Origin of the sequence: Nonomuraea sp. NPDC050227 (genome assembly GCF_044459705.1) — a bacterium.
Lineage (GTDB): Bacteria > Actinomycetota > Actinomycetes > Streptosporangiales > Streptosporangiaceae > Nonomuraea.
This window is the reverse complement of sequence record NZ_JBITJF010000017.1, coordinates 222,971-244,171: the sequence shown is the minus strand read 5'-3', so window position 1 is coordinate 244,171 and position 21,201 is coordinate 222,971. Positions and strand designations below refer to the sequence as shown.

Sequence of the window (21,201 nt, the reverse complement as noted above, 5' to 3'; positions counted from 1 at the left end):
CGTTAGCGTCGTGGGCATGGAGCACATCGCCCGTGACGCCGACATCGCGCCCGTCGCCGCGCTCATCGCCGACCCCACCAGGGCCGCCATGCTCACCGCGCTGCTCGGCGGCCGGGCCCTGGCCGCCGGTGAGCTGGCCAGGGTCGCCGGGGTGAGCGCCGCGACCGCCAGCGCCCATCTGGCCCGGCTGCTCGACGGAGGCCTGGTCGACGTCGTCCGGCAGGGCCGCCACCGCTACTACCGGCTGGCCGGGCACGAGATCGCCGAGGTGCTGGAGACCCTGGCCAGGGTGAGCGCCCGCCCGCCGGTGCGCTCACTGCGGCAGTCCCGGCAGGCGCGCCTGCTGGAGGAGGCCCGCACCTGCTACGACCATCTGGCCGGACGCGCCGGCGTCGCCCTGCTCGACCGGCTCAGGGACGGCGGCTTCTACGACCGCCAGGACCTCACCTCCGACGGCGAACGGCTGCTGACGGGCCTGGGTGTGGACGTCGAGGGCGCCCGCAGGACCAGGCGGCGCTTCGCCCCGGAATGCCTCGACTGGACCGAACGCCGGTCGCATCTCGGCGGCGCCCTGGGCGCCGCGATCACCGACGTCCTGCTGGAACGCGGCTGGTACCGGCGCGGATCGGTGCCGCGCGCGGTGGTCCTCACCGACGAGGGCAGGGAGGGGCTGGCGGCGATCTTCCCGAGTAAGGAGCTAACATCGGGTACGCCGGTTACCTAAGCGAGAGAGACGATCATGCGCGACAACGGAGTCGTGAACGTCGGCCCCGAGCCTCTGAGCTTCGACGACGTCATCAAGGTGGCCCGCCACGGCGCCGCCGTGCAGCTCACCGACGACGCGGTGGCCGCCATGGCGGCCGCCCGCCAGCGGGTGGACGAACTTGCCGAGAGCCCCGTGCCCGCCTACGGCGTCTCCACCGGGTTCGGCGCCCTGGCCACCCGGCACATCGACCCCGCGCTGCGCGCCCAGCTCCAGCGCTCGCTGGTGCGCTCGCACGCGGCGGGCAGCGGCCCCGAGGTGGAGACCGAGGTGGTGCGCGCGCTCATGCTGCTGCGCCTGCACACCCTGGCCACCGGCCACACCGGCATCAGGCCGGGCACCGCCAAGACCCTGGCCGCGCTGCTCACCGCCGGCATCACGCCGGTCGTGCACGAGTACGGCAGCCTCGGCTGCTCCGGCGACCTCGCGCCGCTGGCCCACGTGGCGCTGACGCTGATGGGCGAGGGCGTCGTCCGCGACGCCGCGGGGGAGCTCCAGCCCGCCGGGGAGGCGCTCAAGCAGGCCGGCATCGAGCCGGTCGAGCTGGCCGCCAAGGAGGGCCTGGCCCTGATCAACGGCACCGACGGCATGCTGGGCATGCTCATCCTGGCCATCTCCGACCTCACCAGGCTGGTCAGGACCGCCGACATCAGCGCGGCGATGAGCGTGGAGGCGCTGCTCGGCACCGACCGCGTCTTCATGCCGGAGCTCCAGGCCCTGCGCCCGCACCCCGGTCTGGCCAGGTCCGCCGCCAACATGACCAGGATCCTGGCCGGCTCCGGCGTCATGGCCAGCCACCGCGACCCGCAGGCGTGCACCCGCGTCCAGGACGCGTACTCGCTGCGCTGCGCCCCGCAGGTCGCCGGCGCCGCCCGTGACACGATCGCGCACGCCGCCACCGTGGCCGGCTGGGAGCTGGCCAGCGCCGTGGACAACCCGGCCGTGCTCGACGACGGCCGGGTGGAGTCCAACGGCAACTTCCACGGCGCGCCCGTGGGCTACGTGCTCGACTTCCTCGCCGTCGTGGCCGCCGACCTGGCCTCGATGTCCGAACGCCGCACCGACCGCTTCCTCGACGTGGCCCGCAACCACGGCCTGCCCGCGTTCCTGGCCGACGACCCCGGCGTCGACTCCGGCCACATGATCGCCCAGTACACCCAGGCCGCGATCGTCTCGGAGCTGAAGCGGCTGGCCGTGCCCGCCAGCGTCGACTCCATCCCCAGCTCGGCCATGCAGGAGGACCACGTCTCCATGGGCTGGTCGGCGGCGCGCAAGCTGCGCAGGTCGATCGACGGGCTGACGCGGGTGCTGGCCGTCGAGGTGCTCACCGCGGCCCGCGCGCTCGACCTGCGCGCCCCCCTGGAGCCCGCGCCGGCGACCGCGGCCGTGGTCAGGGCGCTGCGCGAGAACGTGCCCGCGCCGGGCCCCGACCGCTTCCTCGCGCCGGAGATCGAGTCCGCCGTGCGGCTGGTGGCCGAGGGCGGCGTCGTGGCCGCGGTGGAGTCGGTCACCGGGCCGCTCGACTAACCCCGGCTCAGCGGGGGAGGGCGACGATCAGGTCCATCTCCATCACCAGCCCCGGCCGGAACAGCTTCGACACCTCGACGGTCGTGCTGGCCGGGGGAGTGCCGGTGACGTACCGGTTGCGCACGTCCCTGAGCTGGAGGATGTCGTCCATGTCCGTCAGGTACGTGCGGATGAAGGCGACGTCCTGCCAGGTCGCGCCCTGGTCGGCCAGGATGCGCGTGGTGACCGCGAAGATGTGCTCGGCCTGGTCCTTCAGCGAGCCGGGGGCGACCACGTGCCCCTGCTCGTCGAAGGCGGCCTGGCCGGAGACGTAGAGCATGTCGCCGACCCGGACGGCGTGCGAGTACGCGCCGTTCGTGGCCGGGATCGTGGACAGGTTCAGCGGCACCGCGCGCGCGGCCGGGGCGCCGCCGACGTGCTCGGCCACCGCCGTCAGGTCGCGTTCGCCCAGCCCGGCCGCCCGCGCCTCCTGCAGGCGTCGCCGGGCGGCCGTGGCCATCGACGCGCCCTCCCACGCCGCCAGCTCCAGGTCCTTGGCGGCCAGGCCGAGCGAGTAACGGGTCTCGGCGGCGGGCGTGCGCAGCCGTTCGGCGACCTGGCCGAGCGGCGTGCCGGCCAGCACGTCGAGCAGCGCGTCCCGGTCCACGCCGTGCGCCGCCCCGTACGCCAGCGTCTCGGCGACCAGCACCTGCGCCGGCACGATCGCGCTCATGACGGCGATCTTCATCGCCGCGCCGGACCCCAGCGGCCCGGTCTCGCGCACGCCGCCGAAGACCGACAACACCTCGCGGCAGCCCGACACGTCGCCGCCGGCCAGCACCACCAGCGAGCCGTCCGCCGCCGGGCCCACGCTGCCCAGCACCGGCGCGTCCACCAGCGCGACCGACGCGGGCAGCAGCTCCCGCACCTCGCGCACCGCCTCTGGGCCGATCGTGGACATCTCCACCACCGTCGCGCCGGGCCGCAGACCGGGCAGCGCGGCCGTCAGCACCTCGCGCACCGCCGCCGGGTCGCTGAGCATGCTGATCACCAGCTCGGCGCCCTCCACCGCCTCGGCGGCCGTCACACCGGTCCCGCGCCGCCACGTCGTCACCTTGTGCCCGGCCTCCACGAGTCGCCGAGCCATGGGGACGCCCATGCGTCCCTGTCCGAGAAATGCAATCACGGGAACAGTGAACAGGGATGCGAGGTATTCCACCACCGACTAGATTGCATGGCAGCCATGCATGAGACGAATGCCTTCGATCTCCAAGCCCTCCGCCTCTTCGACGAGGTGGCCAGGAGCGGTTCCTTCACCGCCGCCGCCGAGCTGCTCGGCTACACCCAGTCCGCGGTCTCCCGGCGCATCGCCGCGCTGGAACGGGCCGGCGGCGGCCCCCTGTTCGAACGCCTGGCGCGCGGCGTGCGCCTGACCCCCGCCGGCACGGCCCTGCACCGGCACGCCGTCGCCGTGCTCGACCGGCTGGCCCGCGCCGGCGAGGAGCTGGCCGCCATCCACGCCGGGCGCGGCGGCACGCTGCGCGTGGGCGCGTTCGCCACCGCCAACGTCGACCTCATGCCCTCCACGCTGAAGCGCTTCCTGGCCGCCCACCCCGGCGTCGAGCTGCGGATGACGGAGGCGCTGACCTCGCGGCTCATGGAACGCCTGCACGCCGGGGCGCTCGACGTGGCCGTGATCAGCGACTACCCGGCCGGACTGCCCGCCGAGGACGCCCGGCTCGTCCGGCTCTGCCAGGACCGGCTGCTCGTCGCGCTGCCCGCCGGCCACCCGCTGGCCGCCGAGCCCGACGTGGACCTGCGCGACCTGGCCGAGGAGAGCTGGATCGAGGCCGCGCCGCGCGGGCAGCCGACGCCGCTGGTGGCCGCGTGCGCCGCCGCCGGGTTCACGCCGCGCGGCGGGCTGCGGGTGGCCGAATGGTCAGGCAAGTTCGGGTTCGTCGCCGCCGGGTTCGGCGTGACGCTGGTACCCGAGCTGGCCGCGCGGGCGGTGCCGCCGAACCTGGTGCTCAAACCGCTGCGCGAGGCCACCCCCGTCCGCACGGTGTACGCGGCCCTTCCCGAGGTTCCCCTGCCCTCCGCGCTGCAACTGGTCGAGATGCTGGGACAATGGGAGATGTGTACGACGGTTTCGCCCACTTAAACGGTCATCTCGCCACCGGACTCCGCGACGTGACGACCGACCTCGCCGCCCTCGACGGCGAGGGCTGGTGGGCCGTCGTCGTCGACTACGAGGGCACGGCGACCTGCGCCCGCTTCGACCGCGTGCGCCCGTCCGCGCTGCCCTCGCCCAGGAGCCCTTGGCACGGTCCACATCCGGGCCAGTGGCATACCTCGCTCGACCGGGCCGCCTACGAACGCGGCGTGCGCGCGATCCGCGACCACATCGAGCGGGGCGAGGTCTACCAGGCCAACCTCTGCCGCGTCCTGTCCGCACCCGTCCCGCCCGGCGCCGACCCGCTGGCGCTGGCCGCGCGGCTGGCCGAGGGCAACCCGGCCCCGTACGCCGCCGTCGTCGACGTGCCCGGGCTGAGCGTGGTGTCGGCCTCGCCGGAGCTCTACCTGTCGCGCGAGGGCGACGTCGTGGAGTCCGGCCCCATCAAGGGCACCGGCGTCACCGCCGCCGACCTGCTGGAGAAGGACTACGCCGAGAACGTCATGATCGTCGACCTGGTCCGCAACGACCTGGGCCGGGTCGCGGCGGTCGGCTCGGTCGAGGTGCCCTCCCTGTGCGCGGTCGAGGAGCATCCGGGTCTCGTCCACCTCGTCTCCACCGTGCGGGCCAGGCTCGCGCCCGGAGCGGGCTGGCCGGAGCTGTTCGCCGCCACTTTCCCGCCCGGGTCTGTCACGGGCGCGCCCAAGTCGTCCGCTCTGCGCATCATCAATGAGCTCGAACCGGTCCCCCGGGGGCCCTACTGTGGTGCCGTGGGCTGGGTCGACGCCGACCGGGGCAGGGCGGCGCTGGCCGTGGGCATCAGAACATTCTGGATCTCAGCAGGCGAGATCCGCTTCGGCACCGGCGCGGGCATCACGTGGGGCAGCGACCCCGCGCGTGAATGGTCCGAGACCGAGCTGAAGGCGTCCAGGCTCATCTCACTGGCATCCTCAGGAGGAAACGCATGAACATCCCTGTCTGGGTCAACGGGGAACTGATCGACCCCGCGCAGGCCACCGTGTCCGTGTTCGACCACGGGCTCATGGTCGGCGACGGCGTCTTCGAGACGATCAAGATCGTCGACGGCGAGTCGTTCGCGCTCACCCGGCACCTCGACCGGCTCACCCTCTCGGCCCAGCGCATGGACCTGCCCGAGCCCGACGTCGAGGCCATCGCCGAAGGCGTCGGCAAGCTGCTGGCGGCCGCCCCCGCCTGGCCGCTCGGCCGCATCCGCATCACCTACACCAGCGGTCCCGGCCCGCTCGGCTCCGACCGGGGCAACCAGGGAACCACCTCGATCGTCATCGTCGACGAGCAGAAGCCGTTCCCCGAGACCGCCGACGTGGCCGTCGTCCCCTGGCCGCGCAACGAGCGCGGCGCGCTGTCCGGCGTCAAGAGCACCTCCTACGGGGACAACGCCAAGGCCCTGCTGCACGCCAAGAACCAGGGCGCCGGGGAGGCGATCTTCGGCAACCTCGCGGGCGACCTGTGCGAGGGCACCGGCTCCAACATCTTCATCGTGCGCGACGGCCGCCTGATCACCCCCACGCTCGCCTCCGGCTGCCTGGCCGGCGTCACCCGCGCGCTGGTGCTCGAATGGTGCGGCGGCGAGGAGACCGACGTCCCGCTGCAGGCCCTGTACGAGGCCGAGGAGGCGTTCCTCACCTCCACCACCCGCGACATCCAGCCGATCAGGCTGGTCGACCGGACCGAGCTGCCCACCGCGCCCGGCCCGATCACCGCCAAGGCCATGCGGATCTTCGCCGAGCGCGCCGCCGCCGACCTCAACCCCTGACCCGCCCAAGGGACAGGGCCCCGCCTCCGGGGCCCTGTCCCTTCATCCGTCAGTACGACTGCTGCGTCTGGACGTTGAACTCGTCCATCTTCACCTGCTTGGCCGGATCGGTGATCGGGTCGTCGATGCGCAGCACGTCCAGGCCCTCGCGCATGTCGCTGGAGTAGATGTAGCCGTTGTAGTAGTAGGCCGACCACGAGCCGGCGATGCCGCCCTCCGGGTACGGACGCCGCTCGAAGAAGCCGATCTCCTTCGGGTTGGCCGAGTCGGTGAAGTCCCAGATCGACACCCCGCCCTGGTACCACGACTGGACCATGACGTCCTTGCCCTTCACCGGGATCAGCGAGCCGTTGTGGGCCACGCAGTTCTCGTCCGGCTCCTGGTTGCGCGGGATCTTGAAGTAGCCGCGGCGCTCCAGCTTGCCGTTCACCAGGTCGTACACGGCGTCGGCGCCCTTGGTGCGCGGCGTGCCGGCGTCGCAGGTGGCCTGGCTGCCGCCGCCCAACTCGTCCCCGAAGACGACCTTCGTCGCGTCGTTGTTGAACGTCGCCGAATGCCAGATCTGGAAGTTCTCGGTGTCCCGGATCTGCTGGATCACCCGTGGGTTGACCGGGTCGGAGATGTCGAGCAGCACGCCGTCGCCGAAGCAGGCCGCCGCGGCGAGCTTCTTCTCCGGGTAGGCGGTGATGTCGTGGCAGCCCGCGAACATCTCGGTGTTCTGCTCCTGGGGGAAGATGTTCGGCTGTGCCACGACCTTGGCGGACTTGGGGTCGTCCAGCGGGATCTCCACGATCTGGATGTTCTGGTGCGGCGGCGAGCAGGTCCGCGAGTCCGGCTCGGGCCCGGGGGAGGAGACGTAGACGTAGAGCTTGTCGTCGGTGGGGACCATGGTGTGGGTGTGGGAGCCGCAGTCCGTCAGCACCGCGCCGACGTAGCGCGGGCGCTTCTTGTCGCTGATGTCGAACAGGCGCAGACCCTCCCAGTTGCGGGTCTCCTCGTTGGAGTCGCAGCCCGCGCTGTCGCGCGGCTCGTCGACCGAGAGGATCAGCAGGTCGCCGTGCACGCTGACGTCGTTCTGCTGCGCCGGGCAGGACACCTGGCTCACCGTCTTGGGCTTGGCCGGGTCGCTGATGTCATAGATCGTGAACCCGGCGAAGTTCCCGACGAACGCGTAATCGCCCTGAAAGGCCAGGTCGGTGTTGAAGTTGTCGTCCCCGGCGAACGGGCCGGAGCGCGGGACGTTCGCCACGTGCTTGACGTTGGCGCTGGTCAGCACCTCGCCCGTGCCTGAGGCCGTGCCCGACGCCGTGCCGCTCTCCTTCGAGGAGGCGGGCCCCGGATCACCGGCCGACGGCGGTTCCGCCGCGCAGGCCGAGGCCAGCAACAACGCCGCGCACAACACCGCTCCGCGCAACTTGGCGAAGATCAACACGCGTCCCCTTTATCTCTCGTGGCTCACTATGGAAGTTATGCCAGCACGTTGGTGGCCGCGTACGATCTCCATCACAGTTGTGATGACATTTGCGCTTTCGGCCTGTTCTCAGCCGCCTGCCCCGGACATCCCGGTCGTCGGGACGGACGCCCCCGTCCTGGTGCCCGCCAGCCCCGGAGCCCCGGCCAGGACGGCGACCCCCGGGGAACGCGTCGGCCCGAGCCCGGCCCCCACCCTCGCCGCCGACGTGCGCTTCGCCGAGGCGATGATCCCGCACCACCGGCAGGCGCTGGAGATGACCTCCCTGGTCGAGGCCCGTACGACCACCCCGGTCATCCGCGCGCTCGCTCGCTCGATCACCGCCGCCCAGACCCCCGAGATCAGGTCCATGACCGTCTGGCTCGCCGAACTGGGCCGCCCGGCCCCCGCCGGCCACGACCACGGCGCGGCGGTCGGCTACGGCATGGCCACCGAGCAGCAGCTGAACGCCCTGCGAGGGGCCAAGGGGGCCGCGTTCGACCAGCTGTTCCTGCGCCTGATGACCCGGCACCACCAGGGGGCGGTGAAGATGGCGGGGGAGGAGCTGGCCGGCGGCCGCGACTACCGCATGCGCCTGCTGGCCAGGGACGTCTACTCCGGCCAGAGCATCGAGATCGAACGCATGCGCCAGGCCGCGACCACGCTCCCGTCCCTCCCGTCCCTCCCGTCCTGACGCCGCACATGCCGAGGCCCCGGCGTCGGGGTGGACGCCGGGGCCTCGGATGGCGACGGTTCAGGACGGCCAGAGCATGTTGGTGAGCTCGGCGTCCAGGTCCATGAAATCGGTCTCGCGCCCCGCGGGCACCTTCTCGTACGTCCGGTGGAGGAACTCCGTGAGGGGGGCCAGCGGCACTTCGAAGAGCGCCTGCCCGAACGGCGAGGTGAGGCTGATGTGCAGGGTGCGCTCGCCATCGGCGCGTGCGGGCCATACCTGCACGTCGCCGTCGCCGACCCGCCGCACGATGCCTACGGTCAGCAGTTCACGAGCAAAGATCCACTCGACCGGCTCGTCGTTCCCTACGTGGAAGGCCATGCGGATGGCATACGGATCGTCGGCTGTGTAGCTCAGTCCGGCGAGCAGGGGGACGGTAGTACGGTCGGGGACCACTAGCCGAAGGCCAAGCTCGGCGGAGACGGTGGTGCTGTTCATCGTCAGCCAAACCTTTTCGTCGTAGGTCCCCTCTTCGGGGCTTTCACTGCTCTGACGGACTTCGTCCTGAGCTATGACGCGGAACGAAGAAACCTGTAGGAAAGATTCCGCCTCAAGGGCCTTCTGTAACGCACATCACAGCTGGACATTTAGGCATCTACCTGGCTAAACGGCATCAATCGGGTCGTATTTGCGAGGGTTTTGCTGTTGTAGAGCCTGCCCCGACGGGCTCGACCAAGAACGTTTCTACCGAAAAGATCGCGATCGGTGTCTTCCGGGACACGTCGATGGTATGACACCGACCCACCACGCCGATGGGCAACCGCCGCCTTTCGCTCGAATCCCTCGCGCCAGGAGCTCCCGAAGATCGCCCCGCGACCGCTCCGTTTCGCCACCACCCCGAGAGTGCGGTATGGTTTTCCCCGTCAGCACCGCAAGGCGCCGACAGGGCGGGCGATTAGCTCAGCGGGAGAGCGCTTCGTTCACACCGAAGAGGTCACTGGTTCGATCCCAGTATCGCCCACAGCAGGTCAAGAGGCCGCTTCTTTCGAGAAGCGGCCTCTTGCGTTGTCCGGGATGTCCGATTCTGGGAGCCGGATGGGAGTGATCATGAAATAACCTGCCTCGATGGTAGGGAATTCCGGCGATCTCTAACCCACCTTGGCGATCTTCCGGCTGAGTCGCCTTCCGCCGATGCGAGGGATCAACGGAGTAGCCAAGGACGACACGGCCTTCTCCCTGTACGGCTCCAGTAGTCGGTTCATCAGCGGCACACTTGAGCGCCGCGGAAGGCCGAATTCCGACCAGAGCCGCTCCAACTCGGCCCGCTGCATTAGCGCCGTCTCCCAGCGCTGCTGCTGCGTCTCCACCACGCTGTCCCGCATCAGGTCGGTGCCATGCGTGTAGTGATCCCGCATCAGCGCCTTGACCCGCTCGTGGTCTTGGACGTAGTGCCCCATTCGCTCATCCCGGATGATGTCTGGAATGCGGTCCTCGGCCATCCACGTCTGCTGCGTGTGCCGCAGCCAGTGCGTCGTCAAGCCCTTCCGGATCGGCAGCCACACCGCCACGGGAGTATCGGGCGACAGGCGCTTGTGCGCCCGGCCGCGCTCGATGATCGGTGGAACCTCGAAGGGCCCCCCTTCGGCAACTGGCCACGGATCCACAGGCACACCGGGCCAGCCCTGCGACAGGTCGACCATGACCGGCAGGGAAGGCTTCGGATTCTTGCCGCCTCTCCCTGGCCACCAGCCATCCGCAGCGGGGCGGATGAAGCGCCGGCCGAAGTTGCTGCGGCGCGGATGCCCTCCATCGGGGCCGAGGAGCAGATAGTCGCGGCCCGTGCACCACTCTGGCTCACCCGGCTTGCGGTCCCGCGGCTTACACGTACAGCGCCGCGGCTTGATGTCAGCCAAGAGGTCGAGCAGGAACGGCGGCAGATCCAGCTCGCGCAGCGACCCGTCCTTCGGGATGCCGCGATAGAAGCCGTTCAACTCATACAGCTTCCGCGCGATGTCGAGCTGGCCCTCGTCCGTCAGGTAGTCAGGTCCCAGAGCCAGGGCCTCGCCCCATCGCACGCCGCCGAACGCGTACAGCAGCTCCAGGACGAGATCGTCGTCCTGGCCGCTGATTGCGGCCAGCCGTTCGGCGTAGAGGATCACCTCCAAGGGGGTGGGGACGTCCTTGGCCTTCTGCTTGGCCTGGGCTTGCTCCACCCGCCGCACCCCGCGCCGGCCCTTGGCCTTCTCCTTCACAGCCGGGTTGAACTGGATGCGGTGAGGGATGGCGGCGTTCAGGCACGTTGCCAGGGTGATGCGGGCGTCCTTCGCGGTACGGGGCGCGTACTCATGGACCTTGACGATGTCCTTCTCCCACGCATCGATCTCTTCTCGGGAGTGGGCGACAGCGGCGAGGCTGCGCCCTTGGAACGTGGGGAGGATGTGGTGTTCGAGGTAGTACCGGTAGTTGGTCATGGTCGACGGCTCAAGGTCGAGCGAGGCGTACCAGAGGTTGACGTAGTCCTCGAAGAGGATCTGTCCGGCCTTCGGATCCACGTACCGGTTGGCGCGGATGGATGACTCCTGGTCCTGCCAGAACTTGTCCGCGGACTTCTTGGTGAGGAAGCCGGACATGGATTCGACCTTGCCGGATGGAGCGTGCCAGCGGGCACGCCAGAATCCGCCGCGCTTCTCGGACCAGCCCATAGGGGAGCTCCTTGTGGGGGATTGCGAGGGATGGGTGTCGTCTAGGAAATCACGCACAGATCGAGGAGCGGGTCCAGATCCACGTGAAGGGTGCAATCCTGCGTCGACACCGTGGAAGGCGCCTCCGTGGAGGCGGAGGGTGGGGCGTGTGTCTCTGTGGAGCTTGTAGGTGTGTGTCTGGGTGGAGCCTCTGTTCGCCGAGGACGCGGATCCGAAGGCGTCAGCGATTCGGCGGGGGCGGTCCGTTCCAGGGTGGGCGTGCTGCTGTTGCTTGGCCGACGAGGAGACTTAGCAGGCGATGGGTGTGAGGTTCTGGCCGGCGGGGTTGGCGGGGAAGGAATTCCTTCCTTCGATGCCTGCTGAGGGTGCGGCGTGTGGGGAGATCGGGCGGGCTTGTGGGATGGGCTGGCATAGGACGGTGGATAGGGGGTGGGCGTGACCATGACGGTCACGCTCGGTTGAGACCCGACCTCGTGGGGCTCTTCCTTCTTGAAGACAGGAGGAAGCCCTGTGGCCAGCACCGCGCCCGAGGTAGCGGCCACGATCGACGTCACTAGCTGGTGTTGGCGGATCCACTTGGTGTGCCCGATGACCCACCCCACGAGGAGAGGAATCAAAGTGCGAAGGCGGAGTTCGACGTAGGTGCCGCGCAGGTCTTGCTCGTTGGAGTTCAGGATGACGACTGCGTCTTCGTCTTCCTGGAGGGGAATTGCGACGGCGGCGAGTTCGGACGGAAGGTCCAGCCGTAATGGAATGGAACGAATTTCATCGCTCACTCCGGACCTCCCTTACCAAGCTGCGGCAGAAGTTCCAGAGCCACTGCTCTCGTTCGCGGTCCGTTTTTCCTTGCGGGTTAAGAAGTAGGGGAACGGTCACGCCGTCGATCACGACCGCGATCGTCTTGCGGCGGGCATTCTTTGGTCTGCGAAGAGCTTGCACGAAGGCGCGCGGAGGGGTGCTCAGCTCCTCCTGCTCCCCGAGGCCGGGGTGCTCCAGTTCTGCGAGGAGTTCGTGCATCAGTCCGCGGTCCTTGCGGGTGACGCGGGCGTATCGCACGGCCTTGCCGATGAGGGTTTTGCGTACATCACCTCCTCTGCTGTTGCCGTTGGGAGGGTTGGTGTCGTCGTTGTCGCGAGATGCCACTCCGGACGCCTCCTGAGGGTGGAGAGTGCGGCTGCGATCCCTCGCCATATGAGCTGTCGGGTCTACACATACCACGCTGTAAAGGCGTATTTGGTCCAGACCTTAAAGCTTGGTGTAATGAATCCGTTACAAAGAGTGCTCTACAGAAGTTTCTACGCGCCCCGCTTGTCTCGCAAAAGCTTCTTGATTAGCTCGTTCTGCTCATCCATCTTCTTGTTCAACTCCGCCAACCGCTCATCCGTGCGTCTCTGTGCCTGCTCAAGCAGAGCACGCAACTGTGGAGTGATCGGCGAATCGTCCTCGCCGGCCCTGTCGGGTGTGGTGACGGTGCCAGGAGTCTCTCTGTGTGCGGATCGAGACTCGCCGACGATGTGAGGCTCTCCGCCTCGAAGCACCTCGTGCGCACTCCCGGATTGCCATTGGAGTGCTCGTTCGAGCTGCGCGAGGACCCGATCTTCATATGAAGACTGCCTAGCGTTTTCGATCTTGCTGACTACGCCGGTGGATGGGCCACCTGCTGCGCTCACGTCGGGCTGGCTCATCCCGAGGTCGATGCGTCTCTGGCGGGCCTGTTGCCCGAGCCTCACCCAGGCTTCCCGTGGGTACGTGGTGTCGCTCATGACCTCTGCATCCTGACTGTCGCCGGGGGGAGATCTGAGGGGCTGTCCCCGAGTCAGACAGGACTTTACGGGTTTCGGCGCGCATTGGCGAGTCTTCGCATGTAGAGGCGCGTGTCAACATGCGGACACATGTCCTGACTCGCATGCGTGTGCGAGTCAAAACATGCGAAAGCTTGCGAACGCATGCGAGCGGGGCTAGTTTGAAGCCATGGAAGTCACCAGCGACGACGCCAGAGCGTTCGAGCAGGCGAAGGAACAGATCCTCTACACAGCAGAGGAAGCTGCAGCCCTTGTGCAGCTCACGCCCTATTGGCTGAAGTTCAGGGCGCGACAGGGACTCATCCCCCATCGCCGCGTTGGACGTCTCCTGCGCTTCGCCCGCGAAGACCTTGAGGCGATCAAGGACATGTCGGCGCAGCCGGTGAAAGCCGGCCAGGAGTCAGCATGAGCGGGTTGGAGAAGCTCTACACGACCCGCGACCTCGCTGATCGCTACCAGTGTGAGCCGCGAGCCGTAGCTCGCATGGCCTCGCTCGGCAGGTGGCCGTCTCGGATGATCCTCGGTGAGTACCGGTTCACGGCCGAGATGGTCGAGTGGATCGACACTCAGCAGGAGCGTTGGCCGCAGAACGAGCCCGCCCCTGTGGAAGCGCCTCAGCCGAAGCCGCAGCCGGCGCGACAGCCCAGGCAACGGCGTACGCCTCAGCCTCCTCCGCTGCCCAACGCCAGCAGCAACGTGCGCCCGCTAGTCGCCAAGGAGCACCCCAAGAGGGTCCGGAGGGTGTCGTGAGCGAAATTCAGTTGTTCGACAACGGCGAGTTCGAGCTCCGAATCGTTCCGGACGGCGACTCGTTCAAGGTTCAGGCTCCTGGCCTGGCCCGCTCGCTCGGCTTCAACGAGGCGCGTGACATGCTCCGCACCGTCCCCGAGGACGAGAAAGGGTCGGAGATAGCTCCGACCCTTGGCGGTAACCAGCAGGTTTGGCACGTCTCCGAAGCCGGCTTCTACCGCGTGATGGGTCAGCGGCAGGCGGCCCGCATCAAGAACGACGCCATCCGGAAGCAGGTGACCCGCTTCCAAAAGTGGGTGTTCGGCGACGTGCTGCCCCGGCTGCGCCGCGGCGAACTGGTCGCGCAGACCCGCACGCCCATCCCAGAGGACTACGCAGCAGCGCTTCGCCGTCTCGCCGACGAGGTCGACGCGCGAGCCATCGCAGAGAAGCAGCGCGACGAGCTGCTGCCTCTCGCTGAAGCGTGGTCGGACTTGATGGAAGCCGACGGCACCTTCGACTGGGCCGCGGTGGCGCAGATCTTCGCCCGGATCACGGGCGGCTTGGGCCGGAACAACTTCTTGGACCTGCTGCGCAGCGACGACCTGAAGATCCTGAAGGCGAACAACACGCCGTATCAGTTCAAGGGCATGGACCGCTTCTTCAAGGTCATCCCCACGAAGGCCGGCAGGGACGCGACCCCGACGACGCGTGTCACTGCTGACGGCCTGGATTGGCTGCGCAAGCGGCTGATCAAGCACTTCAACCATCAGTCGACGCTGTTCGCGATCGGAGAGATCGCGTGACCGCCGTCGAGCGGTGGGGAGCCGCCTACCTGACGCTGGGCCTGTCGATGCGGATGTCGGAGCTCGGCAAGTCGGACCTCGCCGAGATCGACCGGGACGACGCCAGGGACTGGTTTGTCCCCGCACAGCGCACCCCTACCCCCTGACATGCCGCGAGGCCCAGCAACGCCATGCCGGACCTCGCGAGACCCCGCTCTATTGAGCTCCTGTGAGAGAGGAGAGCAGGACCTATGACAGCCATCATCGCATCTGCCCCCGACCAGGCGGCGTTAACGCCTGAGGTCGGCCGAGTGCTCGATGCACTCGCTCTGTACGCCTACACCAACCAGCTCGACCAAGGCGGCCGGCACGCCCGTGCGGCGCTGATCGTCGCAGTGCTGGCTTCGCTCGGGATCGACGCGGCCGACGCGCTGGACCTGGTGGAGTACGGCGGCGACCTTGTCCGCGACATCCGGCCCCAGGTCGACGCGCTGATCGACCAGGCGCGACGCGCTGACCTCGCGGCTCAGATGGGCGAGGTGCTGGCATGACCGTCACGATCGCGCCCGTCCTGGTAGCCGAGTTCCAGGTGCGAGGCACCTGCCTCGACTCCGAGGGCGACGAGCAGATGGCCACCGAGCCTGTGGACGGCATCGCTGAGGCGCACATGCAGTGCGCTCGGATCCTCGAATACCAGGAGGCGAACGGCCTGCCTGAGGACGCGACGGTCTGGTGGCGTCCCGGAGTCGGCCACGCCTGGCAGAAGTGGGCGCCCCTCGCCGAGCAGGCGGGAGCGAGCGCATGAGCGACTTCGAGATCCGCTTCGAGGACCCTCCACGGTCCACCAGAAGGTGGGCGAAGGCTCTCCCGTTCGACTACGAGCAGGTAGCCGTCACCTTGTGTGCACGTCCGGGGGAGTGGGCGTTCATCGGCGCGACCGCCACGCCTACGCGGGCTGGCGGCGTAGCCCAGCGCATCCGTGACGGGGTGGTTGAGGCGCTGGCCGCCCATGGCGAGTTTGACGCCGTCTCCCGGACGGTTGATGGCGAGTACCGCGTCTACGCCCGGTTCCTGGGCGAGGCCGGCGAGGTGGCGTCGTGACCTCCAACTGGCTGTCCATCACTGACGCCGCCGTCGTGCTGCGCCTCACCGACCACCAGGTGCTGGAGATGGCCGTGGCCGGCGAACTCCACTCCCGTCTGGACGTGGACCGGCGAGAGGTGTGCGCCGGCGCTGTAGCCGCATGGCGGGAGCAGTCCCGCCCCCTCCAGACCTACACCCCCAACGACGAGAGAGACGAGCACTGATGGCGATCAGGACCCGTAGGCCCACGGGTGCGGTGCCGTGGCCGCTGATCCTCCTGGAGGGCGGCGAGAAGGCCGGCAAGAGCTGGGCCGCCGCCGAGCTGTCCGCCTCCGACAAGGTCGGCCAGACGTACTGGATCGACCTCAACGAGGGCGCCGCCGACGAGTACGGCGCCATCCCCGGCGCCCGCTACCTCGTGGTGGAGCACAACGGCACCTGGGCGGACATCCTCGGGCAGGTCGCTGAGATTCGCCAGGAAGCAGCCCGCGCTGCCGCCGCCGGCGAGCCGCCCGTCGTGCTGGTCATCGACTCGATGACCGCCGAGTGGGACCTGCTGAAGGACTGGGCGGCGAACCGCGCCAAGGGGTCGAGGTCGAACCAGCAACGGCTGCAGCGGGACCCGAACGCCGAAGTGCAGATCCCGATGAACCTCTGGAACGACGCCACGGCAAGGCACCGCCGCCTCATGACGATGCTGATGACCTTCCCCGGGATCGTCGTCATGACCGCCCGAGGCAAGGAAGTCGCCTCGCTCGACAGCTCCGGCAGGCCCGTCGAGGGCAGCAAGGACTACAAGGTTGAGGGGCACAAGAACCTCGCCTTCGACGCGTCCGTGTGGGTGCGGCTGTCGCGCGACCACCCGCCGATCGTGGTGGGCGCCCGCTCCGTCCACGCCGGCATCAAACCGGGAGTGGACAAGCCGCAGCCGATGCCGGACTTCACGCTGGAGCGGCTCATCTTCGACGCGCTCAAGTGCGACCCGTCCGCGGCGAACGTGCGCGACATGACGGAGATGAAGCCGGGCGCTGAGTCGCCTGACCTGGACAACCTGTCGGAGGCGGCGAAGCGGCTGCTGGGCGAGGCGGAGGACGCCGCCAACGTCGAAGCGCTGCGCCTGGTGTGGACGGCCACGGGGCCGCTGGCGAAGGCGGGCGAGATCACGCCTGCCGAGGCCGACTATGTGCGGCAGCGCATCGCCCAACTCCAGCAGCAGATGGGCGCCGAGTCGAACGGGGCCGCCGCGTGAACGCCAAGATGCACGCCTTGAAGACAGGCGCCGCCAAGGTGCTGGTCGACATCGTCACCGAAGGCTACGAGCAGCTCCGCAAGGACGCCGAACCTGTGTTCGCCGACCTGCGGAAGGACACCGACTCCAAGGGGCTCGCGGTCAAGCTGCTCGACGGCACGGAGATCGGGGCCATCGCAATCTACGACGGGCCGCCCAAGACGCAGGTGAACATGGCGGCGGTCGCGGCGATCGTCGCCAACGATGACCCAGACGCGTTCGTCGAAGAACTCACCCCCGAGGCGCTTGAAGACGAGACGCTGCGTGAGTTCCTCCGCGACCACATGCCGCACCTGCTGAGGATGCGGATCCGTGAGGATCACCTGAAGAAGCTGCTGAAGCGGATCGACGCCAACGGCTACCTGAAGGACAAGGCCGGCACTCGGATCAAGGTGGCGGAGGTGACCCGGGGGGAGCCGACCGGGAAGTTCGCGTTCAGTGCCGGGCCTGGCGCGCGGGAGCTGGTGTGGCAGGCGTGGCAGGACGGCACGCTGCAGCCGGTGCTCGGCGATCTGCTCCGTCCCGCTATCGAAGCGGGGGAGCAGTGAAGCCCGGCGGGCCGCTGAAGCGGTACACGGAGCTGAAGGCGAAGTCGCCGATGAAGCGCGGCAAGGGCTTCAAGGCCGCAGGCGAGGCGATCAAGCGCAAGGCCGGGCCGCAGACCGCCCCGAAGGCGGTCATTGACATCGTCAAGGAGCGCTCGGACGGCGCCTGCGAGATCGGGCTCAAGTGCTTCGGCTGCGCGCCGGCCACCGAGACGCCGCACCGGCGCGGCAAGGGCTCGGGCGGTGTAGGCAGAAAGAACTCCACGTCGAACGTGGCGTCGAACCTACTGCGCGGGTGCGCCGCCTGCCATGACCTCATCGACGACGTCGCCCCCGCCGATGCTGCGCGGATCGGGTTGAAGGTGCTGCATGGCGTGGCCCACCCCTACGAGATCCCGGTCAGGCACTGGCGGTTCGGGTGGGTGCTGCTCGACAACGAGGGCGGGTACCGTCCCGCACCGATCGAGGCATGCACTCCTGGCGACCTGCTTCCGGTGATCGCGGTCGACGTGTGGGACCTGATCCAGCAGAACGGCGCCTTCATCGAGGCGATGGAGCGGTTCGGGCACCTGCAGTGTCCTGGTTGGAGCACTCCGAGGGTCGGCCTGTTCACCTGCGGGTGCGGCTCCACGCCCTTCTACCTGGAAGAGGTGGCGTGATGCTGCCCTCCCTGTACTGCCTCGGCTGCGGCACCGACGCGCCGCACCAGTCTCTCGGCGGCAGCGAGGCGGCCTGCACCTCGTGTGGCACGGTCCGCGAGGCCGAAGCCGACCAGGTAGCCGTCGAGGACATGGCGTTCTGCGACACCTGCCGGGAGACCCGGCCGGCCGGGCACGTCTGCTACCCGGACGCTCCGCCATGCGAGTCGCGCACGCACCTGCTCAGCCGGTGCGGCATGTGCCCGACCGACCTCGCTCTCCAGGCGAAGGACCTCGCCCGCCGTGCCGAGTACGAGCACGGCAGCCCTTCCGACCTCTACACCCCCTGAGGAGATCGCCATGACGCACGTAGACGACCTGTACGAGCCGGGCGACGACCGAGAGCCGGAGCCGGACGAGCAGGCTGTTCCGCCGCTCGATCTGGACAACCTGGAGAAGCTGTACGACCTCGCGAACGAGCCGGGCGGGCCTCTCGCGTGGCGGCAGGTGGTGTACATGGAGGTGCCCGCTCTGATCGCGGAGCTTCGTGAGGCCCGCCGGCGGATCGCCGAGTTCGAGGCGCTGCCGACCCGCGAGGAGTGGGCGGGAACCGTCTCCCGCAACGAGCCTCCCGAGCCTGGCAAGACCGTCTTCTACCGCGACGTCGAGACGGCCGAGAAGGACACAGCGACGAACGCCGCCCAGTTGTGGCGGCGGATGCTCTCGGCCCACCCGTGGGAGCCGATCGACTCCAAGCCTCCCTTCTAGACCTTCCCTCCCTGCCGTGCCCGCTCGGGGGCGGGCGCGGCTCTCCCAAGACCTCAACACACCCCAGGAGATCCACGATGACTCAGCCGTACACGGCCCTGCTCGACCAGTTCCAGCCCGCCTCGCTGCCCCTCACGGACCGGTCCGCCCAGTACCTGCGCGACACGGTCAAGCTCGTCGAGACCGAAATCGCCCGCCTGATCGAGGCGGAGGCCCACTACCTGCAGGAGGCCGCCGGGGCGAAGGCGGTCCGGGAACTACTGGAAGCGTCCCGCGACAGCTACACCAAGGGACTCGGCGAGCACGCCGGGTCGGATCAGCCGCAGCGCTGGCCGATCGACCCGGCCATCGCGCTGGGCCACGCCGAGACCTGCGCTCACTGCGGCGGGTCGATGAGGTGGGCGGAGACGCATGGCTTCGTCCACGAGGTGGACGGCTGGTGGGTGCCCGCCGGCGAGTCGTGCCAGCAGCCTCAGAGCGTCGGACAGGGCGAGTCATGACCAGCCGCCACCTCGCCGCCTTACCTGCCGCTCCGTTCGCCCGCCACACGGGCTGCCACCGTCGCCGCCGCTTCTGGCAGGTGCTCGCCGCTCCAGGCGAGCAGGTCGTGGACGACTTCTCCCGCCCGCGACAGGCGACCGCCCCGGTCTCCGTGGCCGACGACCTGATCCCCTTCCGCCGCAACCCCTACGACTCCTCGAAGGACGCAGCATGAGCACCGAGACCCCCGACCCGATCGCGCAGATCCGTGAGCGCTTCCTGAACGCGACCGAGGGCCCGTGGTGGTTCGACGAGTCCGACCGGACCTGGCGCCTCCACGGCGTCATGGGCCGTATCCCCGCCCAAGCGGACGGGTTCATCCCCGAGCAGGTGATGAACAAGCAGATCCTCAAGGCCGCCAAGTGCAACACCCCGTACGCCGAGTACTGGCCGGACGAGGCCGACGCCGCGTTCATCTCCCACGCATGGGAGGACATGCGGGCCCTGCTGGCGGAGTTGGACGCCGCGCGGGACAAGCTTCGCAAGATCGACGCCTGCCAGGTGGTGTACGACAACGGCACGCCGATGGTCCTCGCCACCGACCTGCACGCGATCCTCCGGCCCGCGTCCACTCAGGCTCACTCGGATGGTTTGGCATGAGCGAGATCACCCCCGAGAAGGTCGCCGCCGCGCTCACTGGTGGAGACGACGTCAACGAAGTGCTCAACCGGTGGGTGGACGTGAACGCCATCCCTGGCAGCAGCGCCGTTCGGATCACGGTCACGCCGATCAGCGATGACGGAGATCCGGACACGGAGAACGCCCAGCACTTCCGGGCGGTCGTCGTCGAGGGCGAGACGGACCCGATCGTGCTGCCCGCCGGAGCGGCCTGCGACTACATCAACGGCGACAACGGCTACCACTGGCTGACCTGCGGCACCTGCGAGGAGTCGATGGGGCAGATCACGGCTGGCACGAGCGTCGCGGAGATAGTCACCAAGATCGCCGCCCACAAGTGCACTCCTGAGGCCGCTCAGGCAGAGAAGGGCGGCACCGATGCCTGAGCCGATGACGTCCGAGCGCCTGGCCGAGATCCGCCGCAACGAAGCCGAGGTAGCGGACTACATCACCGAGGGGCTGATGCGCCGCACGTCCGCCTACCGGGACCGCACGGACCTGCTGGCCGAGGTGGACCGCCTCAAGGCCGAGGTGGCGGATCTGAGGAGCCGCTACGACGCTCAGAAGGACCGTGCCGACAAGACGTCGGCCAGGACACGCGGGCTGATGAGAGCGGCTCTACGCCGTATCGCCGAACTGCAGACGGTACGCGACGCCCTGAACGGGCAGAGCGCCCGCGCTGAGCGGCTTGATTTCGCGGTCAAGGAGATCCGCGACCTGTTCCACCCGGCCTCTGAGGGCGGTGAGTGATGGACACGCTGGAGCAGATCGCCGCGTTCCTGAACACCGCCTCGGGCGGCACGTGGCTCCTCGCCGGTGGTGTGATCACGGTCCTCCTCACGGTCGCCGCTGTGGCGTGGATGTTCCGCCGCTCCCTCCCTGTGGAGGAGATGGCGGACCCGGCCTACAACCCGGGCCTGGACCGCCACCAGAGGGTCCTGCGCGAGGTGTTCCGCGGCGAGGCTGAGCGTTACCCGGTCGACCTCCACGACGTGTTCGAGGAGGACCGGTGAGGAGCGCGCGTCTGACCGACAAGGCTGGCAGCGGGAACGGATGGCGGCAGCGCGCTGCCTGCCGAGACGTTGACCCAGTCCTGTTCTTCGGCCCCGCGGGCGAGAAGGCCGTCTCTGCCTACATCCGCGAGACGGAAGCGGTCGCATTCTGTAACGCCAACTGCCCCGTCATCAGCCAGTGCCTGGAGTGGGCTCTCCAGCTCGGCGAAGCCGGCGTGTGGGGCGCCACCACGGAGGACGAGCGCAAGGCCCTCAAGCGGCGCCAGCAGCGGGCCGCGCTTCGTGCCGCGGCGAAGGCCGCCACCTAACCCCCCATCCAAGATCAAGGAC

31 protein-coding genes and 1 tRNA gene are annotated in these 21,201 nt (G+C 68.9%); 26 read left to right on the top strand and 6 right to left on the bottom strand.

Features of this window, described 5'->3' with window-relative positions:
• The first annotated feature begins 16 nt into the window (after positions 1-16).
• Both ACIBK9_RS47545 and hutH read left to right on the top strand, forming a co-directional pair.
• The gene (locus ACIBK9_RS47545; protein WP_397165753.1) at positions 17-724 is read left to right on the top strand and encodes an ArsR/SmtB family transcription factor; all 708 of its coding nucleotides are present in this window, start codon (positions 17-19) and stop codon (positions 722-724) included.
• Positions 725-739: 15 nt separating this feature from the next.
• Positions 740-2,290 carry a histidine ammonia-lyase gene (hutH, locus tag ACIBK9_RS47540; RefSeq protein ID WP_397165751.1) on the top strand — a complete coding sequence of 517 codons (1,551 nt, stop codon included), beginning with the start codon at positions 740-742 and terminating at the stop codon, positions 2,288-2,290.
• A gap of 7 nt (positions 2,291-2,297) precedes the next feature.
• On the opposite strand, the gene ACIBK9_RS47535 is transcribed toward hutH, so the two are convergent.
• Positions 2,298-3,455, bottom strand: coding sequence for a Rid family hydrolase (locus tag ACIBK9_RS47535; RefSeq protein ID WP_397165749.1), 1,158 nt, complete (start codon positions 3,453-3,455; stop codon positions 2,298-2,300).
• 57 nt (positions 3,456-3,512) lie between these two features.
• Here ACIBK9_RS47535 and ACIBK9_RS47530 point away from each other — a divergent pair, with 57 nt between their 5' ends.
• The 3 genes from ACIBK9_RS47530 to ACIBK9_RS47520 are packed head-to-tail and all read left to right on the top strand — an operon-like array spanning position 3,513 to position 6,237.
• The gene (locus ACIBK9_RS47530; protein WP_397165748.1) at positions 3,513-4,430 is read left to right on the top strand and encodes a LysR family transcriptional regulator; all 918 of its coding nucleotides are present in this window, start codon (positions 3,513-3,515) and stop codon (positions 4,428-4,430) included.
• A gap of 29 nt (positions 4,431-4,459) precedes the next feature.
• The gene (locus tag ACIBK9_RS47525; protein ID WP_358285607.1) at positions 4,460-5,410 is read left to right on the top strand and encodes a chorismate-binding protein; all 951 of its coding nucleotides are present in this window, start codon (positions 4,460-4,462) and stop codon (positions 5,408-5,410) included.
• The gene (locus tag ACIBK9_RS47520) at positions 5,407-6,237 is read left to right on the top strand and encodes an aminotransferase class IV (RefSeq protein WP_397165746.1); all 831 of its coding nucleotides are present in this window, start codon (positions 5,407-5,409) and stop codon (positions 6,235-6,237) included. The genes ACIBK9_RS47525 and ACIBK9_RS47520 overlap by 4 nt, the downstream gene beginning before the upstream one ends.
• 49 nt (positions 6,238-6,286) lie before the next feature.
• Here the strand turns inward: ACIBK9_RS47520 and ACIBK9_RS47515 are convergent, their stop codons facing one another.
• Positions 6,287-7,669, bottom strand: coding sequence for an LVIVD repeat-containing protein (locus ACIBK9_RS47515; protein WP_397165744.1), 1,383 nt, complete (start codon positions 7,667-7,669; stop codon positions 6,287-6,289).
• An 82-nt stretch (positions 7,670-7,751) separates the two neighbouring features.
• Between ACIBK9_RS47515 and ACIBK9_RS47510 the strand changes: the two genes are divergently transcribed.
• Positions 7,752-8,381, top strand: coding sequence for a DUF305 domain-containing protein (locus ACIBK9_RS47510; RefSeq protein WP_397165743.1), 630 nt, complete (start codon positions 7,752-7,754; stop codon positions 8,379-8,381).
• A 60-nt stretch (positions 8,382-8,441) separates the two neighbouring features.
• On the opposite strand, the gene ACIBK9_RS47505 is transcribed toward ACIBK9_RS47510, so the two are convergent.
• Positions 8,442-8,858, bottom strand: a complete 417-nt coding sequence (locus tag ACIBK9_RS47505; RefSeq protein ID WP_020547189.1) for an SsgA family sporulation/cell division regulator — start codon at positions 8,856-8,858, stop codon at positions 8,442-8,444.
• Between the two features lie 451 nt (positions 8,859-9,309).
• Here ACIBK9_RS47505 and ACIBK9_RS47500 point away from each other — a divergent pair.
• A tRNA-Val gene (locus tag ACIBK9_RS47500) sits at positions 9,310-9,381 on the top strand.
• A 127-nt stretch (positions 9,382-9,508) separates the two neighbouring features.
• On the opposite strand, the gene ACIBK9_RS47495 is transcribed toward ACIBK9_RS47500, so the two are convergent.
• The 3 genes from ACIBK9_RS47495 to ACIBK9_RS47485 all read right to left on the bottom strand — a co-directional run bounded on the left by ACIBK9_RS47495 (position 9,509) and on the right by ACIBK9_RS47485 (position 12,825).
• A complete protein-coding gene (locus ACIBK9_RS47495) occupies positions 9,509-11,062 on the bottom strand; it encodes a hypothetical protein (RefSeq protein WP_397165742.1) in 1,554 nt (517 codons plus the stop codon).
• A 765-nt stretch (positions 11,063-11,827) separates the two neighbouring features.
• Positions 11,828-12,205 (bottom strand): hypothetical protein, encoded by a 378-nt coding sequence (locus ACIBK9_RS47490; RefSeq protein ID WP_397165740.1) that lies wholly within the window; start codon positions 12,203-12,205, stop codon positions 11,828-11,830.
• Positions 12,206-12,357: 152 nt separating this feature from the next.
• Complete coding sequence (locus ACIBK9_RS47485; protein WP_397165739.1) at positions 12,358-12,825, bottom strand: hypothetical protein; 468 nt, start codon at positions 12,823-12,825, stop codon at positions 12,358-12,360.
• A gap of 208 nt (positions 12,826-13,033) precedes the next feature.
• Between ACIBK9_RS47485 and ACIBK9_RS47480 the strand changes: the two genes are divergently transcribed.
• The 19 genes from ACIBK9_RS47480 (at position 13,034) to ACIBK9_RS47390 (ending at position 21,179) form a co-directional block, all read left to right on the top strand.
• Positions 13,034-13,273, top strand: coding sequence for a helix-turn-helix domain-containing protein (locus ACIBK9_RS47480; RefSeq protein ID WP_397165737.1), 240 nt, complete (start codon positions 13,034-13,036; stop codon positions 13,271-13,273).
• A gap of 337 nt (positions 13,274-13,610) precedes the next feature.
• Entirely contained in the window at positions 13,611-14,399 is a 789-nt protein-coding gene (locus ACIBK9_RS47475; protein WP_397165735.1) for a phage antirepressor KilAC domain-containing protein, read from the top strand.
• Positions 14,396-14,545, top strand: coding sequence for a hypothetical protein (locus tag ACIBK9_RS47470; protein WP_397165733.1), 150 nt, complete (start codon positions 14,396-14,398; stop codon positions 14,543-14,545). Before ACIBK9_RS47475 ends, ACIBK9_RS47470 begins: the two co-directional genes overlap by 4 nt.
• Positions 14,546-14,629: 84 nt before the next feature.
• Positions 14,630-14,929 carry a hypothetical protein gene (locus ACIBK9_RS47465; protein WP_397165731.1) on the top strand — a complete coding sequence of 100 codons (300 nt, stop codon included), beginning with the start codon at positions 14,630-14,632 and terminating at the stop codon, positions 14,927-14,929.
• The gene (locus ACIBK9_RS47460) at positions 14,926-15,183 is read left to right on the top strand and encodes a hypothetical protein (RefSeq protein ID WP_397165730.1); all 258 of its coding nucleotides are present in this window, start codon (positions 14,926-14,928) and stop codon (positions 15,181-15,183) included. Before ACIBK9_RS47465 ends, ACIBK9_RS47460 begins: the two co-directional genes overlap by 4 nt.
• Complete coding sequence (locus ACIBK9_RS47455) at positions 15,180-15,479, top strand: hypothetical protein (protein WP_397165728.1); 300 nt, start codon at positions 15,180-15,182, stop codon at positions 15,477-15,479. The genes ACIBK9_RS47460 and ACIBK9_RS47455 overlap by 4 nt, the downstream gene beginning before the upstream one ends.
• Positions 15,476-15,685 (top strand): hypothetical protein, encoded by a 210-nt coding sequence (locus tag ACIBK9_RS47450; protein ID WP_397165726.1) that lies wholly within the window; start codon positions 15,476-15,478, stop codon positions 15,683-15,685. The genes ACIBK9_RS47455 and ACIBK9_RS47450 overlap by 4 nt, the downstream gene beginning before the upstream one ends.
• Entirely contained in the window at positions 15,685-16,710 is a 1,026-nt protein-coding gene (locus tag ACIBK9_RS47445; RefSeq protein ID WP_397165725.1) for an AAA family ATPase, read from the top strand. Before ACIBK9_RS47450 ends, ACIBK9_RS47445 begins: the two co-directional genes overlap by 1 nt.
• The gene (locus ACIBK9_RS47440; protein ID WP_397165723.1) at positions 16,707-17,297 is read left to right on the top strand and encodes a hypothetical protein; all 591 of its coding nucleotides are present in this window, start codon (positions 16,707-16,709) and stop codon (positions 17,295-17,297) included. Before ACIBK9_RS47445 ends, ACIBK9_RS47440 begins: the two co-directional genes overlap by 4 nt.
• Entirely contained in the window at positions 17,294-17,953 is a 660-nt protein-coding gene (locus ACIBK9_RS47435) for a hypothetical protein (protein WP_397165722.1), read from the top strand. The genes ACIBK9_RS47440 and ACIBK9_RS47435 overlap by 4 nt, the downstream gene beginning before the upstream one ends.
• A complete protein-coding gene (locus tag ACIBK9_RS47430; RefSeq protein WP_397165720.1) occupies positions 17,953-18,282 on the top strand; it encodes a hypothetical protein in 330 nt (109 codons plus the stop codon). Before ACIBK9_RS47435 ends, ACIBK9_RS47430 begins: the two co-directional genes overlap by 1 nt.
• 10 nt (positions 18,283-18,292) lie before the next feature.
• Positions 18,293-18,700 (top strand): hypothetical protein, encoded by a 408-nt coding sequence (locus tag ACIBK9_RS47425; RefSeq protein ID WP_397165719.1) that lies wholly within the window; start codon positions 18,293-18,295, stop codon positions 18,698-18,700.
• 77 nt (positions 18,701-18,777) lie between these two features.
• On the top strand, positions 18,778-19,200 hold the full coding sequence (locus ACIBK9_RS47420; RefSeq protein WP_397165717.1) for a hypothetical protein: 423 nt from the start codon (positions 18,778-18,780) through the stop codon (positions 19,198-19,200).
• Complete coding sequence (locus tag ACIBK9_RS47415) at positions 19,197-19,415, top strand: hypothetical protein (protein ID WP_397165716.1); 219 nt, start codon at positions 19,197-19,199, stop codon at positions 19,413-19,415. The genes ACIBK9_RS47420 and ACIBK9_RS47415 overlap by 4 nt, the downstream gene beginning before the upstream one ends.
• Positions 19,412-19,840, top strand: a complete 429-nt coding sequence (locus ACIBK9_RS47410; RefSeq protein WP_397165714.1) for a hypothetical protein — start codon at positions 19,412-19,414, stop codon at positions 19,838-19,840. Before ACIBK9_RS47415 ends, ACIBK9_RS47410 begins: the two co-directional genes overlap by 4 nt.
• A complete protein-coding gene (locus ACIBK9_RS47405; protein ID WP_397165713.1) occupies positions 19,837-20,244 on the top strand; it encodes a hypothetical protein in 408 nt (135 codons plus the stop codon). The genes ACIBK9_RS47410 and ACIBK9_RS47405 overlap by 4 nt, the downstream gene beginning before the upstream one ends.
• Positions 20,237-20,608: a hypothetical protein gene (locus ACIBK9_RS47400; protein WP_397165711.1), complete on the top strand. Its 372-nt coding sequence runs from the start codon at positions 20,237-20,239 to the stop codon at positions 20,606-20,608. Before ACIBK9_RS47405 ends, ACIBK9_RS47400 begins: the two co-directional genes overlap by 8 nt.
• Positions 20,608-20,871 carry a hypothetical protein gene (locus ACIBK9_RS47395; RefSeq protein WP_397165709.1) on the top strand — a complete coding sequence of 88 codons (264 nt, stop codon included), beginning with the start codon at positions 20,608-20,610 and terminating at the stop codon, positions 20,869-20,871. Before ACIBK9_RS47400 ends, ACIBK9_RS47395 begins: the two co-directional genes overlap by 1 nt.
• Positions 20,868-21,179 (top strand): WhiB family transcriptional regulator, encoded by a 312-nt coding sequence (locus ACIBK9_RS47390; RefSeq protein WP_397165707.1) that lies wholly within the window; start codon positions 20,868-20,870, stop codon positions 21,177-21,179. The genes ACIBK9_RS47395 and ACIBK9_RS47390 overlap by 4 nt, the downstream gene beginning before the upstream one ends.
• Positions 21,180-21,201: the final 22 nt, after the last annotated feature.

Excerpts from the sequence above, each read along its gene's own strand:
- ACIBK9_RS47460 (WP_397165730.1), top strand. The coding sequence starts at position 14,926 with ATGACCGTCACGATCGCGCCCGTCCTGGTAGCCGAGTTCCAGGTGCGA.
- ACIBK9_RS47445 (WP_397165725.1), top strand. The coding sequence starts at position 15,685 with ATGGCGATCAGGACCCGTAGGCCCACGGGTGCGGTGCCGTGGCCGCTG.
- ACIBK9_RS47395 (WP_397165709.1), top strand. The coding sequence starts at position 20,608 with ATGGACACGCTGGAGCAGATCGCCGCGTTCCTGAACACCGCCTCGGGC.
- ACIBK9_RS47485 (WP_397165739.1), bottom strand. The coding sequence starts at position 12,825 with ATGAGCGACACCACGTACCCACGGGAAGCCTGGGTGAGGCTCGGGCAA.
- ACIBK9_RS47405 (WP_397165713.1), top strand. The coding sequence starts at position 19,837 with ATGAGCGAGATCACCCCCGAGAAGGTCGCCGCCGCGCTCACTGGTGGA.
- ACIBK9_RS47545 (WP_397165753.1), top strand. The coding sequence starts at position 17 with ATGGAGCACATCGCCCGTGACGCCGACATCGCGCCCGTCGCCGCGCTC.
- ACIBK9_RS47400 (WP_397165711.1), top strand. The coding sequence starts at position 20,237 with ATGCCTGAGCCGATGACGTCCGAGCGCCTGGCCGAGATCCGCCGCAAC.
- ACIBK9_RS47505 (WP_020547189.1), bottom strand. The coding sequence starts at position 8,858 with ATGAACAGCACCACCGTCTCCGCCGAGCTTGGCCTTCGGCTAGTGGTC.
- ACIBK9_RS47465 (WP_397165731.1), top strand. The coding sequence starts at position 14,630 with ATGACAGCCATCATCGCATCTGCCCCCGACCAGGCGGCGTTAACGCCT.
- ACIBK9_RS47455 (WP_397165728.1), top strand. The coding sequence starts at position 15,180 with ATGAGCGACTTCGAGATCCGCTTCGAGGACCCTCCACGGTCCACCAGA.
- ACIBK9_RS47510 (WP_397165743.1), top strand. The coding sequence starts at position 7,752 with ATGACATTTGCGCTTTCGGCCTGTTCTCAGCCGCCTGCCCCGGACATC.
- ACIBK9_RS47415 (WP_397165716.1), top strand. The coding sequence starts at position 19,197 with ATGACCAGCCGCCACCTCGCCGCCTTACCTGCCGCTCCGTTCGCCCGC.
- ACIBK9_RS47430 (WP_397165720.1), top strand. The coding sequence starts at position 17,953 with ATGCTGCCCTCCCTGTACTGCCTCGGCTGCGGCACCGACGCGCCGCAC.
- ACIBK9_RS47480 (WP_397165737.1), top strand. The coding sequence starts at position 13,034 with ATGGAAGTCACCAGCGACGACGCCAGAGCGTTCGAGCAGGCGAAGGAA.
- ACIBK9_RS47495 (WP_397165742.1), bottom strand. The coding sequence starts at position 11,062 with ATGGGCTGGTCCGAGAAGCGCGGCGGATTCTGGCGTGCCCGCTGGCAC.
- ACIBK9_RS47520 (WP_397165746.1), top strand. The coding sequence starts at position 5,407 with ATGAACATCCCTGTCTGGGTCAACGGGGAACTGATCGACCCCGCGCAG.
- ACIBK9_RS47530 (WP_397165748.1), top strand. The coding sequence starts at position 3,513 with ATGCATGAGACGAATGCCTTCGATCTCCAAGCCCTCCGCCTCTTCGAC.
- ACIBK9_RS47420 (WP_397165717.1), top strand. The coding sequence starts at position 18,778 with ATGACTCAGCCGTACACGGCCCTGCTCGACCAGTTCCAGCCCGCCTCG.
- ACIBK9_RS47425 (WP_397165719.1), top strand. The coding sequence starts at position 18,293 with ATGACGCACGTAGACGACCTGTACGAGCCGGGCGACGACCGAGAGCCG.
- ACIBK9_RS47410 (WP_397165714.1), top strand. The coding sequence starts at position 19,412 with ATGAGCACCGAGACCCCCGACCCGATCGCGCAGATCCGTGAGCGCTTC.
- hutH (WP_397165751.1), top strand. The coding sequence starts at position 740 with ATGCGCGACAACGGAGTCGTGAACGTCGGCCCCGAGCCTCTGAGCTTC.